The sequence below is a fragment of the Pseudarthrobacter sp. fls2-241-R2A-127 genome (assembly GCF_030209355.1).
Lineage (GTDB): Bacteria > Actinomycetota > Actinomycetes > Actinomycetales > Micrococcaceae > Arthrobacter.
On sequence record NZ_JARVSF010000008.1, the window covers coordinates 334,088 to 352,609 of the forward strand.

General features: G+C 67.8%; 17 protein-coding genes. 3 read left to right on the plus strand and 14 right to left on the minus strand.

Annotated features, from left to right (window positions below; all coding sequences use genetic code 11):
• Positions 1-203: 203 nt before the first annotated feature.
• Together QRN53_RS06160 and polA are read right to left on the minus strand one after the other, a co-directional pair.
• A complete protein-coding gene (locus tag QRN53_RS06160; RefSeq protein ID WP_285243124.1) occupies positions 204-1,502 on the minus strand; it encodes a GNAT family N-acetyltransferase in 1,299 nt (432 codons plus the stop codon).
• Between the two features lie 76 nt (positions 1,503-1,578).
• Positions 1,579-4,221 (minus strand): DNA polymerase I, encoded by a 2,643-nt coding sequence (gene polA, locus QRN53_RS06165; protein ID WP_285243234.1) that lies wholly within the window; start codon positions 4,219-4,221, stop codon positions 1,579-1,581.
• A 217-nt stretch (positions 4,222-4,438) separates the two neighbouring features.
• Between polA and QRN53_RS06170 the strand changes: the two genes are divergently transcribed.
• Complete coding sequence (locus QRN53_RS06170; RefSeq protein ID WP_285243125.1) at positions 4,439-4,903, plus strand: hotdog fold thioesterase; 465 nt, start codon at positions 4,439-4,441, stop codon at positions 4,901-4,903.
• 1 nt (position 4,904) lies between these two features.
• On the opposite strand, the gene QRN53_RS06175 is transcribed toward QRN53_RS06170, so the two are convergent.
• The 5 genes from QRN53_RS06175 to QRN53_RS06195 form a co-directional block, all read right to left on the minus strand.
• On the minus strand, positions 4,905-5,471 hold the full coding sequence (locus QRN53_RS06175; protein WP_285243126.1) for a dihydrofolate reductase family protein: 567 nt from the start codon (positions 5,469-5,471) through the stop codon (positions 4,905-4,907).
• A gap of 61 nt (positions 5,472-5,532) precedes the next feature.
• Entirely contained in the window at positions 5,533-5,754 is a 222-nt protein-coding gene (locus QRN53_RS06180; RefSeq protein WP_285243127.1) for a hypothetical protein, read from the minus strand.
• Positions 5,751-7,004 carry an inorganic phosphate transporter gene (locus tag QRN53_RS06185; protein ID WP_285243128.1) on the minus strand — a complete coding sequence of 418 codons (1,254 nt, stop codon included), beginning with the start codon at positions 7,002-7,004 and terminating at the stop codon, positions 5,751-5,753. The genes QRN53_RS06180 and QRN53_RS06185 overlap by 4 nt, the downstream gene beginning before the upstream one ends.
• A 256-nt stretch (positions 7,005-7,260) precedes the next feature.
• Positions 7,261-7,947, minus strand: a complete 687-nt coding sequence (locus tag QRN53_RS06190; protein WP_285243129.1) for a hypothetical protein — start codon at positions 7,945-7,947, stop codon at positions 7,261-7,263.
• Positions 7,948-8,056: 109 nt separating this feature from the next.
• On the minus strand, positions 8,057-8,488 hold the full coding sequence (locus QRN53_RS06195) for a VOC family protein (protein WP_285243130.1): 432 nt from the start codon (positions 8,486-8,488) through the stop codon (positions 8,057-8,059).
• Between the two features lie 174 nt (positions 8,489-8,662).
• Between QRN53_RS06195 and QRN53_RS06200 the strand changes: the two genes are divergently transcribed.
• Positions 8,663-9,283, plus strand: coding sequence for an L-threonylcarbamoyladenylate synthase (locus QRN53_RS06200; protein WP_285243131.1), 621 nt, complete (start codon positions 8,663-8,665; stop codon positions 9,281-9,283).
• A gap of 39 nt (positions 9,284-9,322) precedes the next feature.
• Here QRN53_RS06200 and ligD read toward each other — a convergent pair whose 3' ends face one another.
• Positions 9,323-10,345, minus strand: coding sequence for a non-homologous end-joining DNA ligase (gene ligD / locus QRN53_RS06205; RefSeq protein WP_285243132.1), 1,023 nt, complete (start codon positions 10,343-10,345; stop codon positions 9,323-9,325).
• Positions 10,346-10,413: 68 nt separating this feature from the next.
• On the opposite strand from ligD, the gene QRN53_RS06210 reads away from it, so the two are divergent.
• Positions 10,414-11,091: an alpha/beta hydrolase family protein gene (locus QRN53_RS06210; protein WP_285243133.1), complete on the plus strand. Its 678-nt coding sequence runs from the start codon at positions 10,414-10,416 to the stop codon at positions 11,089-11,091.
• Between the two features lie 41 nt (positions 11,092-11,132).
• Here the strand turns inward: QRN53_RS06210 and hrpB are convergent, their stop codons facing one another.
• The 6 genes from hrpB to ribA form a co-directional block, all read right to left on the minus strand.
• On the minus strand, positions 11,133-13,733 hold the full coding sequence (gene hrpB / locus QRN53_RS06215; RefSeq protein WP_285243134.1) for an ATP-dependent helicase HrpB: 2,601 nt from the start codon (positions 13,731-13,733) through the stop codon (positions 11,133-11,135).
• A 42-nt stretch (positions 13,734-13,775) separates the two neighbouring features.
• Entirely contained in the window at positions 13,776-14,351 is a 576-nt protein-coding gene (locus tag QRN53_RS06220; RefSeq protein ID WP_285243135.1) for a hypothetical protein, read from the minus strand.
• Positions 14,341-14,673, minus strand: coding sequence for a hypothetical protein (locus QRN53_RS06225; protein ID WP_285243136.1), 333 nt, complete (start codon positions 14,671-14,673; stop codon positions 14,341-14,343). The genes QRN53_RS06220 and QRN53_RS06225 overlap by 11 nt, the downstream gene beginning before the upstream one ends.
• 102 nt (positions 14,674-14,775) lie before the next feature.
• A complete protein-coding gene (locus tag QRN53_RS06230) occupies positions 14,776-15,291 on the minus strand; it encodes a flavin reductase family protein (protein WP_285243137.1) in 516 nt (171 codons plus the stop codon).
• Positions 15,292-15,490: 199 nt separating this feature from the next.
• Positions 15,491-16,429, minus strand: a complete 939-nt coding sequence (locus tag QRN53_RS06235) for a 5'-3' exonuclease (RefSeq protein ID WP_285243138.1) — start codon at positions 16,427-16,429, stop codon at positions 15,491-15,493.
• Between the two features lie 59 nt (positions 16,430-16,488).
• Positions 16,489-18,345 (minus strand): GTP cyclohydrolase II RibA, encoded by a 1,857-nt coding sequence (ribA, locus tag QRN53_RS06240; RefSeq protein ID WP_285243139.1) that lies wholly within the window; start codon positions 18,343-18,345, stop codon positions 16,489-16,491.
• Positions 18,346-18,522: the final 177 nt, after the last annotated feature.

An 18,522-nucleotide genomic window follows, 5' to 3' on the forward strand; every position in this document is an offset into this window, starting at 1 on the left:
TCAGGCAAACCGGCGCGCCCACGTTATGGAACGCAGGCGCGATTCACGGCGAATCCGACGGATCCTCCGGGTCATCCTGATTTTGTGGATTACTTTCAATGCAGCCCGAGAGGGCCGTAAAGACGTGCACGTGGTACACGCCCGTTTATTCTAGTCGGTGCCGGCAACGCCGGTCAAAGCGGCGGCAGGACGAAGACGGGGCCTCAGAAGTGGGTCAGGCAGTGCGTCGCCCGTTCCACCGCAAACATCTGCCGCGCCGTGAGCGCGGCCCCGGGCGATGGCTCGCCGATGGCGCCGGCAGCCTTCAGGGTTACCGGGCACACCCCGCCCAGGAAGATCGAAGACAGGGCGGAGACACCCAGCTCAAGATCGGCCGCGGTGCCATCCGGCAGGCGTTCGACGTCGGCCTGGCCGCCTTGGACCGTCAGCGCGAAGGTCCCCGGCGTGAGGCCCAGCGGGTCTTCGACCCCGAGCACCAGCCGTCCGTCGGCCGGGTAGTGCCGTGCGGCGAGGGCTTGGGGGATTTCGAGGATCCTCAGCCAGAGCATGTCCCTGCTGTCCGAGGCGTCAATGCACCGCGGGTCCGCCAGAGCCCAGGTGAGGGGGTCGTCCACCGGCGCTTCGTTCCAGGTGACCCGTTCCACCAGGTCGATGGCCGCCAGGTACTGCCAGAGTTCAAGGTAGGCGTGGTCCGTGGCCGCCACCAGGTCCACCACTTCCACCGTGTACGGGGAGGTTTCCCAGCCGAGGAACTTATAGGAGACGTAGCCGTCGATGGTTGCATCCGGGCCGTAGTGCAGCGCCACCTTGATGGCGGGATCCTCCTTGCCGTCGCGTCCCAGCGACCCCGAGGCCAGCTGACGGTACCACTCCTGACGGCCAAGGGACCCGGGCGTATGGCGGTGGACCCGCTCGAATACGGCAGGGGCTATGTCAAGCAGGATTTTCGGGTCCGCGACCTCCACGGCACCGGTCGCCTGGTGCCGCAGGGCGAACCGGCCGGTGGTGTCCACTTTTACGGTGCGTTCGAGGCTTGCCACGCCGTAGCCGAACCTGCCGTAGATGCTGCCTTCCGAGGCCGTCAGCGCTGCCATGGCGATGCCGTCGTCCTTGGCGGCCTGGAGGTCTTCGGTCATCATGCGGCGCAGGAGGCCGCGGCGCCGGTGCGAGGTGCGCACGGTCACAGCCGTGACCATCTGGGTTTCCAGCATGCGGCCAAACCCGACGTTCAGGGTCTTGCGGAAGCTCCCGAACGTGGCCACAGGCACCTGGGCCGGCAGCGACGAGGGCGCCACCGGGCCGGTCTGGTAGACCCCGGTGAAGATCCGGCCGTCGGCCTCATAGGTGGCAAGGGACCGTTCCCGATGTTCGGGAGTGCGGGTTGACTCGTGGAAACCGAACCCTACGGCCTGGGCCCAGGTTTCGGCTTCCGCGTACCCTTCGTTGCCCTTGGACACCGCCGGAAAGCGCCGGATTTCATAGTTTCCGCTCAGATCACCCATTTGCCCGAGCCTAGCTAATGAATCCGGCGCTTGACCAGCACGGACACGCCTGCCGCCTTACGGTCTGCCTGGCCGCCTAGTGGCCGGCGTCGTACCAGCTGGGGCCGACCCCAATCTGCACTTCGAGGGGCACGCTGAGCTCGGCAGCGGCCGCCATCTGCTCGGTGACCAGTTTCTCCACGGCTGCCCGCTCCCCCGCAGCCACCTCAAGGACCAGTTCGTCATGGACCTGGAGCAGCATCCTGGACTTCAGCCCCTCCGCCTTCAGCTCACCCTGCACACCCAGCATGGCCCGCTTGATGATGTCCGCGGCGGAACCCTGGATGGGGCTGTTCAAGGCGATGCGCTCAGCGTTTTCGCGCAGCTGCCGGTCCGTGCTGGTGAGGTCCGGGAGGTAGCGGCGGCGGCCCTCAATAGTGGCCGTGTAGCCATCCACCCGGGCCTGGTCCACCACGCCCCGCAGGTAGTCGCGGACGGCGCCGAAGCGGTCGAAGTAGTCCTTCATCAGGGTGCGTGCCTCGTCGACTGAGATCTCCAGCTGCTTGGACAGGCCGAACGAGGTCAGGCCGTAAGCCAGCCCGTAGGACATGGCCTTGACCTTGGACCGCATGGCGCTGGTGACCTGGTCCGTGGGGACGTGGAAGATGTTTGAACCGACGAACCGGTGCAGGTCCTCGCCGTCCTTGTAGGCCTGGATCAGGCCTTCGTCGCCGGAGAGGTGCGCCATGATCCGCATTTCGATCTGGGAGTAGTCGGCAGACAGCAGGCACTCGTAACCGTCGCTGACCACAAAGATGCCGCGGACCCGCCGGCCTTCCTCGCTGCGGATGGGGATGTTCTGCAGGTTGGGGTTGTTCGAGGAGATCCGGCCCGTGGCCGCCACGTTCTGGGCGTAGGTGGTGTGGATGCGGCCGTCCTCGGCCACCGACTTCTTCAACGACTCCAGCATCTGGCGCAGCTTGGCGGCCTCGCGGTGGGCCATGAGCTGGACCAGGAACTCGTGCCCGGTTTTCTCCAGGAGGTTCTTCAGGGATGCGGCGTCCGTGGTGTAGCCGGACTTGATCTTCTTGGTCTTGGGCAGTTGCAGTTCGTCAAACAGCACGGTCTGGAGCTGCTTGGGCGAGCCGAGGTTAACCTCGTGCCCGATGGCAGCGAACGCCTGCTCCTGGGCCTGGTCGATCACCCGCGCCAGGTCGGCGAGCTGTTCGTCCATCTTGTCCATGTCAATGGCAATGCCCGAGCGCTCCATGTCCGCAAGGACACGGCTGACCGGAAGCTCAAGGGTGGACAGCAGCTCTTCGGCCCGGCGCTCCTTGAGTTCGTCGTCGAAGAAACGGCTGAGGGCGAGCACCACGGCGCCGGCCTGGACCAGGGCGTCAGCGGCGGCTGTGTCCTCGCCGTCGAAGGACAACTCGAGTTGCCCTGCCTTGGCGGTGGCCGCGGAGATACCCACGTTGAGGTGGTGCTGGGCCAGCTCGGCGAGCTCGTACGTGCGCCGGTCCGGCTCGATCAGGTAACCGGAAATGGAGGTGTCATCCACCACGCCGTCCAGCTCGAGCCCGCGGGCCGCCAATGCCTTCAGCGCGGCCTTGAAGCCGTGCATCACCTTGGGCGCCTCCGGGTCACGGAGCCACGCGGCCAGCACGTTTTCGGTGCCGGCATCCTGGCCGGTGAGGTCGATGTAGGCGGCGGCATCGGCGCGGGCGATCGCCAGCGCCGCCGCGTCCTCGCCGATCCGCCCGGGTACCAGGTCCACGGCGAGGGCGGACCGGTGGCCGGCTGAGGCGGCCAGGAACGCCGCAAGTTCCGCAGCGTCCGCGGGGGTGCTGTACTCCGGTGTGTCGATGCTGTCGCGCTCCGCCGCCGGGGTGTCAGCGTCGCCGTACAGGGCGAAAAGGCGGCCGCGGATGGCCTTGAACTCGAGCTGGTCGAAGAGATCCTCCAGCACTGCCTGGTCGGGCCGGGGCTGGTAGAGGTCGTCCAGTGTCACCGGCAGGTCGAGGTCGGTGTGGAGCTGGTTCAACCGGCGGTTGCGCTTGACGGCATCCACGTTCCCGCGCAAGGCGTCGCCCACCTTGCCGCCGATGGAGTCGATGTGTTCCAGGACCCCTTCGAGGCCGCCGTAGAGGTTGATCCACTTCGCCGCCGTCTTGGGCCCGACACCGGGCACGCCGGGCAGGTTGTCCGCCGACTCTCCTACCAGGGCAGCGAGGTCGGAGTAGCGGGACGGGCTCACGAAGTACTTGGCTTCGATGGCTGCGGCGTCCATCCGGGGGATGTCGCTGACGCCCTTCTTGGGATAGAGAACAAAGACGTTGTCCGTGATGAGCTGGAAGGCATCCCGGTCGCCCGAAACAAGGAGGACCTCGAAGCCGGCCTTTTCCCCCATCGCGGCAAGGGTGGCCAGGATGTCGTCAGCTTCGTAGCCGGGCATCTTGATGGTCTTGATCCCCCAGGCCTCCATCACCTGGCCGATGAGGTCGATCTGCCCGCTCATCTCGCGGGGTGTCTCGTTCCGGCCGCCCTTGTATTCGCTGTACTCGACCTTGCGGTGCGTGGATTCGTCCGAGACGTCGAAGGCAACGGCGATGTGGGTAGGCTGCTGCTCCTTGATGAGGTTGATCAGCATGGACGTAAACCCGTGGATGGCGTTGGTGTGCTGGCCGTTGGCGGTGGAGAATTTGTCCGCCGGAAGCGCGAAGAACGCCCGGAACGCCATGGAGTGTCCGTCAAGCACCAGGAGCCGCGGCTGGCCGGTGATGGGGACCACGGGGGCAACCGTTGCGGAAACCGGGCCGGCGGCAGCAGGGGCAGCGGCTTGGGCTGCCGGATCCTTGGGGGTTGAGTCGGGCTGCGCCGCGGGCTCTGCCTCCAAGACCTGGGACGGGAAAGGGGCCGGTTTGGTTGTTTCACTCACAGGTGCCAGCCTAGTTGCCATGACAGACAATTTCACGCCGGGCCCCTTCGCCGAAGAGCTCGCAGCCGCCGGAATCCCCGACCATATGCACGACTGGCTGGGCACCTTCGGCGTCGGCGCCCTGGTGGTCAAAATGGGGATCCATTTCCTGGAGATGAGCCCCGAACGGACCGTGGCCACCATGCCGGTGGAGGGCAACACGCAGGTGGCGGGAATCCTCCACGGCGGTGCCCACGTGGTGCTGGCGGAAACCCTTGGTTCGTTCGCCGCCGGGATGCATGCGGGCCCCGGCCGGCACGCTGTCGGCATCGAGGTCAACGCCACCCATCACCGGTCCATAGCACAGGGCCTCGTCACTGGTACCTGCACCGCGATCCATTTGGGCCGCACTCTCGCCACCCACGAAGTGGTCATGACCGATGCCCGGGGGCGGCGGCTGTCATCCGCGCGGATCACCAACATGCTCCGCGACAACGCCGGCTGAGTCAGGCAGCGCCGGGCCCTGGCGCCGCCGCAGCCATCAGGTAGCGCAGCTCAACGATCCCCCGGCCCAGGGTGCGCGAGGCAGCCAGCTCAAGCGGCGGCGTCGGGCCCTTGAGCGGCAGCAGACGCTTTCCCTCCCCCAACACCACCGGAATCAGGGAGAGGATGATCTCTTCCAGCAGCCCGGCGTCGGCAAACTGGGCGGCCAGGTTGCCGCCGCCCACCACCCAGATGTTCCTGCCTTGCGCGGATGCCCGAAAGTCGGTGACAAATTCGCGGACGTCGCCCCGGACGAATGTGACATCGGCGCCGGCGGGGGCCGTGTACTCGTGGTGCGTGAAGACGTATGTTGGCGTGCCCGCGTAGGGCCAGGTGCCGGCGTCGTGCTCCTGCAGCCAGGCGTAGGTCTCTCCGCCCATGACAATGCATCCCACCCCGGACATGAAGGTGTCGTAGCTTTCCGCTCCGCCCTCAAAACCGTCGAACTGCAGGAGCCAGCCGAGGTCGTCCGCGGAGGTGGCGATGAATCCGTCCAGGGAGGCGGCAACGAAGTATTGGATGCGCGGCATGAGCCCAGCCTAGCCAACGCCCGCGGCGCTGCCCAGGACCGGGCCAAGCCTGCGGGGCACGCTATTTAGTGAAGTACGGGATGATCAGGTAGAGCCCGAAGAGTACGGCCGCGCCGCAGAGGCCGAAGCACACATAGGCCACCGACCGCTTGATTCCGGGAGAGGGTTGCTGGGCGTCGGCGGCGATTGCCGTAAACCTGACGCCCAGCGAGTAAAGGGTGACCACGACGGCGGCCGAAATGAGGGTGGTACCCGCGACGGTCAGGAGTTCCAACCACTTCATCGCTGATTCTCCTTGGGGGTGTTGGCGGCGGCGTCAGTCTCGGCCTTGGCTTGTTCCTTCGCTTTGGCCCGGGCACGTGCCATGGCCTTCTTCTTGGCGAAGCGGACGGCCTGGCCGGCTTCCTCGACCTCGACCGCGTTCTGGTGGCCCACGTCAGACTTGCGCGAGTAGAAGAACATGAACAGCACGGCGGCGCTGCCTGCCACGGCGGCGATCAGTACGCCCACGGCCCCGGTCTTTACCAGCAGGGCGGTCAGGGCGCCGACGATTCCCGCTGCCGGCAGGGTGAAGAGCCAGCCGAGTGCGATCTTGCCCACCATGTTCCAGCGGACCGTGGTTCCGCGGCGCCCCATTCCGGAGCCGATCACGGAACCGGACGCCACCTGGGTGGTGGAGAGGGCGAAGCCAAGGTGGGAGGAGGCGAGGATGGCGGAGGCGGTGCTGGTCTCGGCCGCGAAACCCTGCGCGGGCTTGACCTCCGTCAGGCCCGAGCCCATGGTGCGGATGATGCGCCAGCCGCCGGCGTAGGTGCCGATGGCGATGGCCATGGCGCAGGCGGTGATGACCCAGAGCTGCGGGCCCGAGCCGGGAGCCTGGCTTCCGGCGGCGATCAGCACCAGGGTGATGATGCCCATGGTCTTCTGCGCGTCGTTGGTGCCGTGGGCAAGTGCAACCAGGCTGGAGGTGAAGATCTGGCCGGTGCGGAAACCGCCGCGCTTCTGGGTGAGTTTGCTGCCCGTCTCAGGGTCGTGGCGGGCGGTGAGCGCGTAGGCCAGCCGGGTGCAGACGTAGGCGGCAAGGCCTGCGATGACCGGCGCGAAGACGGCGGGAAGGATGACTTTCTGCAACAGGCTCTCGAAGTTGACCGAGCTGAACCCGGCCCCGACCACGGCGGCGCCGATCAGACCGCCGAAGAGTGCATGCGATGAGCTGGACGGCAGGCCTTTGAGCCAGGTGACCATGTTCCACAGGACGGCTCCCATGAGACCGGCGAAGATGATCTCCGGGGTGATCTGCACGCCGCCCGATCCTTCGCGGATGATTCCGCCCGATACCGTTTTGGCCACCTCTGTGGAGAGGAAGGCGCCTACCAGGTTCAGGACGGCCGCCAAGGCAACCGCTGTCCGTGGTTTGATGGCGCCCGTTGCAATGGGTGTGGCCATGGCGTTCGCGGTGTCGTGGAACCCGTTCGTGAAGTCGAAAAATAGTGCCAGTGCTATGACCAGCGCCACCATGAAGGTGATATCCACCTGTTGCCCAATCTGCAGAGTCGACGTTCAGCAGTTTCTCCTACCAGGCTGCCTTGCACAGCATAGTTCACCAGCTGTTTGCTTGGAATGACTTGCGGCGGGGGCCAGGACCGGCGGGAAACCTTATCGATCGTACGCGTCCCCGGCATGAGGACAAAACAGTGGCCGGCCCTGCAATCCGGGCGGCGGCCCGCCGTCTTCGGCCACGTTCCGTGGCATCGCGGCGGGGATGCGGGCCGCCGTGTGCGGCGCCGCGTCAGCCTTGGTGGAGCTGCGCCGGCCTGGGCGGTGCGTCCAGTTCCGGGGCGATCTTTTTCTCGACCGCAGCGACAGTCACATCCGGAAGGACAATCAGCCCGTCCAGTTCGCGGCGTGCCCGTTTGTAGGCGGCCTGGCGTTCGGCGGGGGTGGCGGCCTGGTTCTCTGCGATCATCAGGAGTTTCCTGGCCGTGGCCAGCCGTTGGCGCTCCGGGCCGCTGAACCGGCTGTCCCTGATCCGCTTGGCTTCGCGTTCCGCGACGTCCAGCGCCACGGCAAAGTTGTTGACGACCTGCCGGTACGACTCGAACCCGGTCACGGAGGTGAGGCCCGTGGCGGATGCCGGCCGCTGGCCGTCGGCTTCCCGCTTGGCCCGCAGGAAAGCGACCGTCAGCGGCTCACGGACGTCGGTCATCAGCGGAAAGTCGATGAGTTTACCAACATCGAGTTCGTAGTCCAGCCACCGTTTGTTGGTGGCGTCATGGGCGGCCATCACCGCCTGCACCTCCGCCAGGGAGGCCCTCTCGACTTCGCGCGCCTGGTTCTTGAGGTTATACAGTTCAACCCGGCGCCGGTGGCGCCGCTCGGCGGCACGCCGCCAGCCACCGGCCCAGCGGCCGGCGAACGCCATCAGCGGGAAAACCAGCCACCACTTGTCGGAAAGAAATTCCATGAGGGGACTCACGTCTCCATCCTCGCAGGACGGAGGGTCCGCCTCAAGGAGTTGGGCGGGGTGGATTCAGCTGCCCTGGCGGGGAAGGCAGTGGCCCGCGTCCCCACACGATGGGCTGCTGTCAGGGTGCCTGCGTGGCTTGGGCGCCGTTGACGTTAACCAGCCAGGACACGCCGAAACGGTCCACGCACATACCGAAAACGTCTCCCCACGGCGCTTTTTCCATTGGGACAGTGACCGCGCCACCCTCGCCGCTGAGCTTTTCGTAGTATCCCCGCAGCTCTGCTTCGTTGTCGCCGCTCAGGGAAACGGAAATCGATGAGCCCGCGTGGTATTCCATGCTGTTGGGGGTGTCTGCGCCCATGAGCACCAGGCCCTGCGTGGTAGTCAGCATGCCGTGCATGATCTTTTCGGCTTCGGCGGGATCATCGCTGGCCTGGAAATCGGCAAAGGTGCTCAGCGTCAGTTCGCCGCCAAAGACGGACTGGTAGAAGTTCATTGCCTCGCGGGCGTTGTCCCTGAAGCTCAGGTAGGGATTGAGGATGGTGGGCATAGCGGTTTCTCCTTCACTTGGCCGGAACGGGTGCACTCACCATCCTGCCCGATCCGGTGCCGGCCCGATAGGGGATGCCTCCCCTGTTCATCCCGTGTTTGGCGGCACGAAATGGCGGCCGCGATGTGCCGCCGGTGATGGTGCGGTGCCGCCTCGGGAACGTAGGCTCGGGGGATGGCCAGATTCTTTGATGTTCACCCGCATGACCCCCAGCCGCGCGCCATTGCGCAGGCAGTCAAAATCATTCGTGACGGCGGCCTGATCGCCTACCCCACGGACTCCTGCTACGCCTTGGGAGCCCAGATGGGCAATAAGGAGGCCCTGGACCGGATCCGGAGCATCCGCCACTTGGATGACAAACACCATTTCACGCTCGTGTGCAGGGATTTCGCCCAGCTGGGACAGTTGGTGAACATTGGAAACGACGTCTTCCGCAGCATCAAGGCCGTCACTCCGGGCAGCTACACGTTCATCCTCCCTGCCACCAAGGAGGTTCCGAAGCGGCTGCTGCACCCTAAGAAGAAGACGGTGGGGGTGCGCATTCCGGACAACCGCGTGGTCCAGGCGCTGCTGGCCGAGCTCGGCGAGCCCCTCCTCTCCAGCACGCTCCTGCTGCCGGATGAGGAGGAACCGCTGACCGTGGGCTGGGAAATCAAGGAGCGCCTGGACCATCAGGTGGATGCGGTGATCGATGCCGGTGATTGCGGCGCCGAGCCCACCACCGTGGTCGATTTCTCCAGCGGCGAAGCGGAAGTTGTCCGGCACGGCATGGGCGACGCGTCCCGGTTCGAGTAACGGCGGCCGTCGTGGACCGTCCGCGTTTGGACGGCAGCGTCAGTCCGGTTTGCGTGCCCGGCTGGGCTGCACCCTGGGCGGTTCGCCAGGCATCTTGGGGTAGTCCGGCGGGAAGGGCATCTCCCCCAGGCCGTCTTTGCAGTCGCGGTCCCACCACTCCAGCAAGGTGTCAATGGTGCCGGGGTTGGCGTTGAAGTCCGCCCAGGGGTCACCGATGGTCTTGAGCCGCTGCGGGACGGTCAGGACGGTGAAGTCTTTCGGATCGGCGTGGTCCAGTTCCGCCCAGGTGATGGGGCAGGACACCGGGGCGTGGGGCAGGGCGCGCGGGCTGTAGGCGCCGGCGATGGTGCGGTCGCGGTTGGCCTGGTTGAAGTCCAGGAACACCCGTCGTCCGCGTTCTTCCTTCCACCAGGCCGTGGTGACCTTGGCCGGGATGCGGCGCTCCACTTCACGGGCGGCGGCGATGACGGCGTGGCGGACATCGAGGAACTCGCGGGTTGGTTCGATCGGAGCGTAGACGTGCAGGCCGCGGTTGCCGGAGGTCTTAATGAAGCTGGTGAGGCCCGCCTCGGCGAGGACGTCTTTGAGGACCAGCGCGGCGGCGGCGGCGTCGCTGAAATCTGTTCCCGGTTGCGGGTCGAGATCGATCCGCAGTTGGTCCGGGTTGTCGGTGTTTTCCGCCCGGGATGGCCAGGGGTGGAACACCACCGTGTTCATCTGGACGGCCCAAACGGCGGCGGCAGGCTCGTCCAACACCAGTTGCGGGTGGGACCTGGCGCTGGGGTAGACCACTTTCACGGACCGGATGAAGTCGGGGGTGCCCTTGGGCGGGTTCTTGGAGAAGAACTGGTCGCCGTCGATGCTGCCGGAGAACCGTTGGAGCGCCATCGGCCGGTCCCCGTTGGCGGCGATGAACGCCCCGCCGACGTCGCAGATGTAGTTCACCAGATCCAGCTTGGTCAGGCCCAGCTCCGGCCAGAGAACGCGGCTTGGACTGGAAATCCGCATGTCGCGCGGACCTTCGGGACCCGGAACCGTGATGGTGGTTTGTTCACTCGCCATGGGGACAACGTACACCCGGCCCCGGACGGGGACCGGCATATGCGGCTGCACTCAGGCATGATGGATCCATGCCCCACCCCGACCAGCAGCTCAACCTCGCCGCAGGCGACGCCACATTTTCGGCCATCTACGCCCGCCCGGAGCATCCGGCCGCAACAGTGGTGGTGGCGCACGGCGCTGGTGCCGGCATGGACCACCCGTTCCTGCGCGGATTCACGGACGCCCTGAACAGCCTTGGGCTGGCGACGCTGCGCTTCAATTTTCCCTACCGGGAGGCGGGCCGGAAATTCCCGGACCGCCCGCCGGCGGCCATCGCCGCATGGCGGTCGGCGATGGCAGCGGCCGCGTCGCAGGCAGCCGACCACGGTGATCCCGGAACCGTCTGGGCAGCCGGCAAATCCTTTGGCGGGCGGATGGCGTCCATGGCGGTTGCCGAGGGCATGGCGGCTGCTGGCCTGGGGTATTTGGGCTACCCGCTGCATCCTCCCGGCAAGCCGGAGAAACTCCGGGACGAGCACTTGTATGGGGTTGCCACGCCCATGTTGTTCCTGCAGGGAACCCGCGACACGTTTGCCACGCCGGCCATCCTGTCAGGTGTTGTGTCGCGGATAGGACCAACAGCCGTGCTGGAGTGGGTGGAGGGCGGCGACCACTCCTTTGCGGTGGCGGGCAGGAAGCGGCCTGCCGAGGAAGTGGGCGCCTCCCTGGCTGCGCCGGTGGCACGGTTCATCGCCGCACACAGCTGAGCCGCCAGGCGGCGGGCGTTGTGAACCGCCCGTAACGGGCGCTAGCTGCGCTTTTTAGCCCGGGCGGTGGCCGGGGCTGTCCACGGATCCTCCGGCCAGGGGTGCTTGGGGTAGCGGCCGCGCATCTCACTGCGCACCTGGGCGTACGGGCCGGACCAGAAGGAGGTCAGGTCATCCGTGACAGCCAGTGGACGGCGTGCCGGGGAGAGCAGGTGGAAGAGCACAGGCACCCTGCCACCGGCCAGCCGCGGTGATTCGGCCAGGCCGAAGCACTCCTGGAGTTTCACCGACACCACGGGCGCGGCGGAGGCGTCACCCGGCTCCGGGTAATCGATCCGGATCCGCGAACCGCTGGGCACTTCCAGCCATTCCGGGGCCAGTTCCTCGAGCCGGGCGGCTTCGGGCCAGGGAAGCAGCCCGCGCAGCGCCCCGCCAAGGTCAAGGGAATCGACCGGCGCCCCGGCGGCGAGGGCTTCCAGCCCGGTTCCCAGCCACTCTTGCAGCCGTGCCAGCAGGGCCGGATCCGAGACATCGGGCCATGGCTCCCCCACTTGGCGGTGCAGGAAGGCGATCCGGCTCCTGAAGGTGGCCGCCGCCGTCGGCCAGGAAAGGGCCGCCAGGCCGCCCGACTGGAATGCGGCTGCCACGGCCGCCCTGCCTTGGGTGGCCGTGGGACGCACCGGTGTCGAGGAGAGCACAATCGCACCCAGCCGCTTGGTTTTGCGGGCTGTCAGCCGCCCTGCGCTGAAGTCCGTGTCCACCGCTTCGGCAAGCAGGTGTGCGGCCGCCGTCTCGGCCATGGTGGCGGACAGCGGCGCTGCGGCCCGGATTACGGCACCGGTTCCGGCCGCGTCGCGACCTCCGGCCCGCGAAACGTCGGCCACGGCAAGCCATTCGTGGCCTGAGAGGGTGCTGCCTCCGGGAAGTCCCGCCCTGGTTCCTGACGTGAACAGGTACTGCCCGGACCCCTCGCCGCCAGGCACGCGGCGTGCCACGCGGTCGGGATAGGCAAGCGCGACGACGGCACCAACAGCCTCGCCCTCGCCCGGCAAAGTCGGGGGAACCGGGGCTCTCCCCTCTGACTGCCGGCGCGCCAGGGAGGCAAGGCGTTTGGTTTCCTCGGCCCAGCGCCGGCCGGCAGGGCCAGGATCTGTCCGCAGCTGAGACAAGAGCCGGGGCAGGTCCGCTCCGGGCGGGCGGTGATCTCCGGAGAGTGCAGCCACCACCTCGGCGGCCAGCCGGGTTCCAACGGAGGATGCGCCCTCAAGCAACGCCCGGGCCAGCCGCGGGTCGGCGGGTATGGCGGCCAGGAGCCGGCCCTCGGCCGTCACATGGCCGTCGCCGGCTACGGCGCCAAGCTCCCGAAGGACCTCAACGGCGTCGTCCATGGCCTGGCGGGGCGGGGTGTCCGGCAGGGGCAGGCCCTCCCCGCCGGGCGAGCCCCAGCAAGCCAGGGTCAGTGCGGCACTGGTCAGGTCCGCCACGTTGATTTCGGGTGTAACGTGCGCCGGTGCTGCACCGTAGGCCTGCTGGCTGTAGCAGCGGACCACGGTACCCGGTCCCTGCCGGGCGGCGCGTCCTGCGCGTTGCTCAGCGGATGCCCGGGAACAGGACACCGTCACCAGACCGCTCATGCTGCGGCCCGCGTCGCGCCTCGGCTCCCGGGCAAGGCCGGAGTCGATGACCAGGCGTACGCCGGGCACCGTCAAGGATGACTCGGCGAGGTCCGTGGAGACGATGATCCGCGGGCTGCCGCCGGGGCGGCGTCCGGATACCGCGCTGTCCTGTTCCGCCGCACCTGCCTGGCCGTGCAGTTCCAGCACGTCAACACCGCGGCCCAGCCTGCCGCGGAGGGCAGCTGCCACATGGGAAACCTCCCGGGCGCCGGGAACAAACACGAGGGCGTCCACGGAGCTGTCCGCCACTGCGTGGGCGTCCGCGGCCGTGGCGGCAACTTGGTCAAGGAAGGCCCGGGTCACTCCCCCGGCGTCCAGCCGCGGCACCGGTGCCGGGCGCCATTGGACCTCGAGCGGGTGGTGCACCGAGGGGCAGTCCACCACAGGCACCGGGCCTCCGGAGTTGCCCAGCAGCGCAGCGAACCGGGGTGCGTCCAGGGTGGCTGAAATGGCGACGACGGCAAGATCGCCGCGGAGCTCGCGGACCTCGGCGAGCATGCCGACCAGCAGGTCGGTTTCAAGGCCGCGTTCATGCACCTCGTCCAGGACGACGGCGGCCGTCCCGTCCAGGCCCGGGTCCGCCAGCAGGCGGCGCAGCAGAATGCCCGGGGTGACGAACTCAATGCGGGTATCCGGGCCTGCCCGGCGCTCGCCGCGGACTGTGTAGCCCACCCTGGCGGCAGCCGGGCTCCCGTCAAGTTCCGAGAGCCGCCGGGCTGCTGCCCGGGCTGCGACGCGCCGCGGCTGGGTGACCACCACGCGGCCCGCCCGGCCGGCAAGGTTGGCCAGCAGCGGCGGGACGAGGGTGGTCTTTCCTGTTCCCGGCGGGGCCTGCACCACGGCGGCGGCACCCGGGCCGGTTTCCAACGCCAGACGCAGCCGGTCAAGGGAGGCCGCGAAAGCAAGGCCCGTGCCAATGGCTCGGAGGTCGAAGCCGTCGTCGGGGCGGCCGCCAGCAGGAATCATCCGTCTATTCTCCCCTGACCGGGGAGTTCGCCGCGTCCCGGGTCAGGGCTTGCCTTGGCCTTTAGCCTTGCCTTTGGCTTCTTTCGACGCGGCCGAACGCCCCGCTCCCGGAACGTTGGCGACGGGCGCCGGCTCCTGCGCCACGGCCGCTACGGCCGGTTCAGCCGGATCTGTTCCAGTGCCAGCCGGCGCTCCTGACAGGTCGACGCCGGGCGGGTCAGCCGCCGGCGCTTCGGGGCGCGCCGCTGCCGCCACCCGCGCAGAAATGTCTGCCCGGACTGAGCCCAGTGCACTTTCAATGCCGTTGTACCGCTCGGGTGAAATCCGCCCGTCCGCCGCCGCCTCGCCGAGGTCTTTCTCCAGCGCCTGGAGCGCTGAGAGGGCCCCGTCCATCCGGTCTTCGGCCGCGGCCTGGCTGATGCCCAGCACCCGGATCTGGAAGCCACGCAGCAGGCCCTGGTCGGTACGCCCGGGACCGCTGGCGGCAGCGCCTGCCACCAGCGAGGCCGCGACGGCGATGCCCACGAGGATCAAAACACGCGTTCCGCGGCGGCGGCCCTGCGCGCCCGGTGCCGCTGCACGGTCACTGTCCGTTCCAGGCCCGGCTTCAGGCCGCATGCCGGCCCCGGAGCGGGACGACGGCCGCGGCGCGCAGCGGCAAGAGGGCTACGGTGGCGGGATCCGCGGGTTCCTGGGCGGCTGGCATCTTCCGCGAAACGCGGGTTGGCCGGGCCAGGATGTAGCGGGCAGCGGTGCGGATCAGTGTGGTGGCGAAAAGGCCGATCCCCATCCCGAGGAGGACGTGTCCTGCCACGTAGTGCTGCACGGCTCCCGGGCCGCCCTCCGTTGCGATCACCACGCCGCCGGCAGTCAGCATCACTGACAGGGCCGTTCCTGAGATCACGCCCATGGCTCCTGCTCCATCCCATTTGGTCAGCACGCTTACTAGTATTGCTCAGCAAGCTTACTACCCGCGGGATTGATTCAACAGCACGGACGGTTCCCTTCTGGAATGTGGGACCAGCCTTGGGTGTAGCGCCGGTCAGCCCGCGGCTTCCAGCAGCCGTTCTGCCGGTGTGATCCCTGCGTAGCGCCCCTTGAAGAACAAGAGGGGCTCAGCGTCCAGCCGGGCATCCAGATGCCGCACTGCGGCCACCACGATGGTGTGGTCGCCGCCGTCGTATTCCGCGTGCAGTTCGCAGTCGAGCCAGGCAAGGGCGTCATCCAGGACGGGATTGCCCAGGGGCGAGGACGCGTGGCTGACTCCGGCGAATTTGTCCGCCCCTGAGCGGGCGAACTGCGCCGCGAGATGCTGGTGTCCGGCCGGGAGGATGTTGATGGCGAAGGAGCCGGCGCTGCGCAGCGCCGGCCAGGTGGTGGACGTACGCGCCGGGCTGAACGTAACGAGCGCCGGGTCCAAGGACAGGGACGCGAACGATTGGCAGGTAAAGCCGGCCGGCCCGTGGGGCGTGGAGCTCGTAATTACCGTCAGCCCGGTGGCGAAGGTTCCAAAAATATCCCGAAGCCGGCGGGGAGCAAGATCTGATGTGACGGTCATGATGTGGCCTCTCGTTTGGATCGTTACCTCACCAAACCATTTCCGAATTGGCCCGTTCAAACCGCCTGAAACCAGCCGACGTGTGCCGCAACGAAAGGTCACAGCCTGACACCCGGCGTCATCGAAGCCTCGCTCAAGGACGGCCACCATGTCCCCGTTTAACGCAACAAACGGTCATCCGGGCTCCCGGCTGTTTTGATCAGGCGCGCTGGTCCAGTGCAGCCAGCAGCCGGCGGACCGATCCGCCGAGGTTCCAGTCGGCTGCCACCTGCTCCAGTTCAGCCCGCCGCCCGCCGGTCACGGGCCTCAGCACGGCGCCCGCCTCGTCGAGGCCGGGCAGCTCCAGGTTTCGGACCAGGCGCACGACGGCGGGGGCTGCTTCCAGGTATTCGGCGGCGGCTTCCAGCTTGGCCCGGACCGGCGCGGACACCCCGGCGCCGGGCTCAGCCGCCGCTGCCAGCAGCCGTTCCAGGGTTCCGTACTTCAACAGCAGGGACGAGGCCGTTTTCTCACCGATCCCGGCAACGCCCGGCAGTCCGTCGGAGGCGTCCCCGCGCAGGGTGGCGTAGTCGGCGTACTGCTGGGGCAGGACTTTGTATTTGGCCACCACGGTTTCCTCCGTGACGACCTCGAGGTTCTTCATCCCGCGCGCCGTGTAAATCACCCGGACGTTGCGTTCGTCATCGCATACCTGGAACAGGTCCCGGTCGCCCGTGACCACGTCCACCGGGAAGGCGGCCTGGCTGGCGTAGGTGCCCACGACGTCGTCGGCCTCATGTCCGTCGGCCCCCACGATGGCGATGCCGGCGAGCTCCAGGGTCCGGCGGATCATGGGCAGTTGGGCCGCCAGGCCCTCGGGGACCACTTCGATGTCAGTTCCGCCCGGTACCGCCTTGGCCACGCGGTGTGCCTTGTAGGTGGGGATCAGGTCCACCCGCCACTGGGGGCGCCAGTCATTGTCCCAGCAGGCCACCAGGTGGGTGGCCTGGTAATCGGTGGTGAGTCGCGCGATCATGTCCAGCAGGCCGCGGACGGCATTTACCGGCGTACCGTCCGGCCGCCGGATGCTGTCCGGAAGGCCGTAGAAGGCACGGAAGTACAGGGAGGCGGTATCGAGCAGCATCAGGCGGCTGGGCATACCTGATCCTGACACGGATGTCCCGTCCGGGGCTGCACCGGCTGCAGACGCCGCGCCGCCTAGAAGGACGGCGTGGTGAATTCCATGCCCAGCAGTCCCCGGCCGGCTTCCTCCAGGATGGGGTCGATCCCCAAGGTGGGGTGGCTCAGGAGCACGCTGACGTCGCGCTGGATGCGCTGCAGCGGATGTGACAGCCGGTGGACGCTTCCGCCCGATCCGGCAACGGCGAGCCGGACCGCTTCCTGGGCAGCCTCCGCGCTGAGGGCAAGCGACAGCCGGAACGAGGCCCGCTCCTGCACTGCCGCCCCCGTGGCCGCCGGCCCGCCCCCGGCCAGCTGGGACAATGCCGCCCGCCAGTGCAGTTGGGCGGTGGCCACAAGCCCGGACGCCTTGGCGTAGCGGGTCTGCGCCGGGACAGAGTCTGCCTGCCGGGTCCGAACACCGTTCCTCTCTTTCGGGCGCAGCAGCTGGTCCCGGAACAGCTCCACGGCGTACTCGGCGGACCCCAGCGCCGCCGCCGGGGCCACCAGGTTCAGCAAGGTGGACATCGGCGCGGAGATCAGGGGCTCCGGATGGAACTGGGCTCCGGGATTGTCGGGGCCGCTGAGCACGGCCCAGTCCATGACGCGGTGCGCCGGAACGAAGAGCGAGTCCGCGCGCAGGTCGTTGCTGCCGGTTCCCCTCAGTCCGTCCGTGTGCCACGCGTCCACCAGTTCCAGGTCGGCGAGCGGAACGAGCGCCTGCAGCCGGGTGCCGTCGTGCCGGACCGCCAACAGTGCCCATTCCGAGTGCATGATGCCCGAAGCGAAGCTCCAGTGGCCGGAAATGGCATATCCGCCGGGAACCTTGCGCGCCGACCCAACGGGGGCACTCGTCGCGGCAGCGAGCGGCATCAGGCCGCCGGCAAAGACTTCGTCCTGCACCTTCCGGGGCCAGCGGGCCAGCATCCAGGCATGCTCTGCCAGGTGCCCGGCGGTCCAGGCCGTCGAGGCGCAGCCCCTGGCGAGGCCCCTGATGGCTTCGCCGTAGGTCTGTGCGCCCAGGCCATAACCGCCAACGCCTGCGGGTGCCAGGAGATGGAAGATTCCGGCGGCCCGCAGGTCCTCCATGGTCTCTTGCGGGAGGCGGCGCTGCTGCTCGGCCTCTTCCGCCCTGGCGCGCAGGGCGGGGACCAGGGCTTCCACGCGGCCCAGCATGTCCGCATGGCCGGGAGCAAGGCCGGAGCCGTCCGGAAAGGCGCGGACGACGGCGGTGTGGCCGAGCTCCAGCGTATGTCCGGTCCGGACCCGCTTGGCGGCGAGGTAGCGGGTGTTTGCTTCGGAGAGATGGACGCCGGTGGGGATCTTTTCGGTGATGGCGATGCCGAGTGCGGCCAGCTGCGAAGCCTTGTCCGGGTTGTTGCTCAAGAGCCTGACCGAAGTGGCGCCCAAGGCGTTGAGCATCTGGGCTGCCGCCGCGTACTCGCGCTCGTCTTCGCCGTGGCCCAGGGCAAGGTTGGCGTCGTAGGTGTCCAGGCCCTGGTCTTGCAGGGCGTAGGCGTCGAGTTTCGAGTAGAGGCCGATACCGCGGCCTTCCTGGCGGAGGTAGAGCAGGAAGCCTCCCGTGGCAGCAATGCGTTCCACGGCTTCCCGGAGCTGTGGCCCGCAGTCGCAGCGCTCGCTGCCAAAGACGTCACCGGTCATGCATTCGCTGTGCAGCCGGACCAGTGGCGCAGTTGCTTCGCCGAGCAGCGCCTGCTCCCAGTCACCCAAGGCCAGCAGCAGGTGTTCCCGGCCGTCCACCAGGCCGTGGAAGGTCATGACTTCGGCGGAGGCGCCGTAGCCGTCGGCGAACCGGAGCGGGACGCTGACCTGGCTGCGGACAGTTGCGGCAGGCAGGGCTTGCGAATGCAGTGCGGAATGGGCAATTGCGGTCATTGCGGGCCTCGGCGATCGTCATAAATGGTTGAAGATTAAAGTAATAGTACCTTGGATTAGTTCAAGCTTCAATGATTGCGTCCGGATATGTCATGGACCGGCGGGATGTTCGAATCGGACCGGACTCACCCGCGCCCTTGACCACCCGGCCCGGCGGCCACGATACTTCCGTATGGT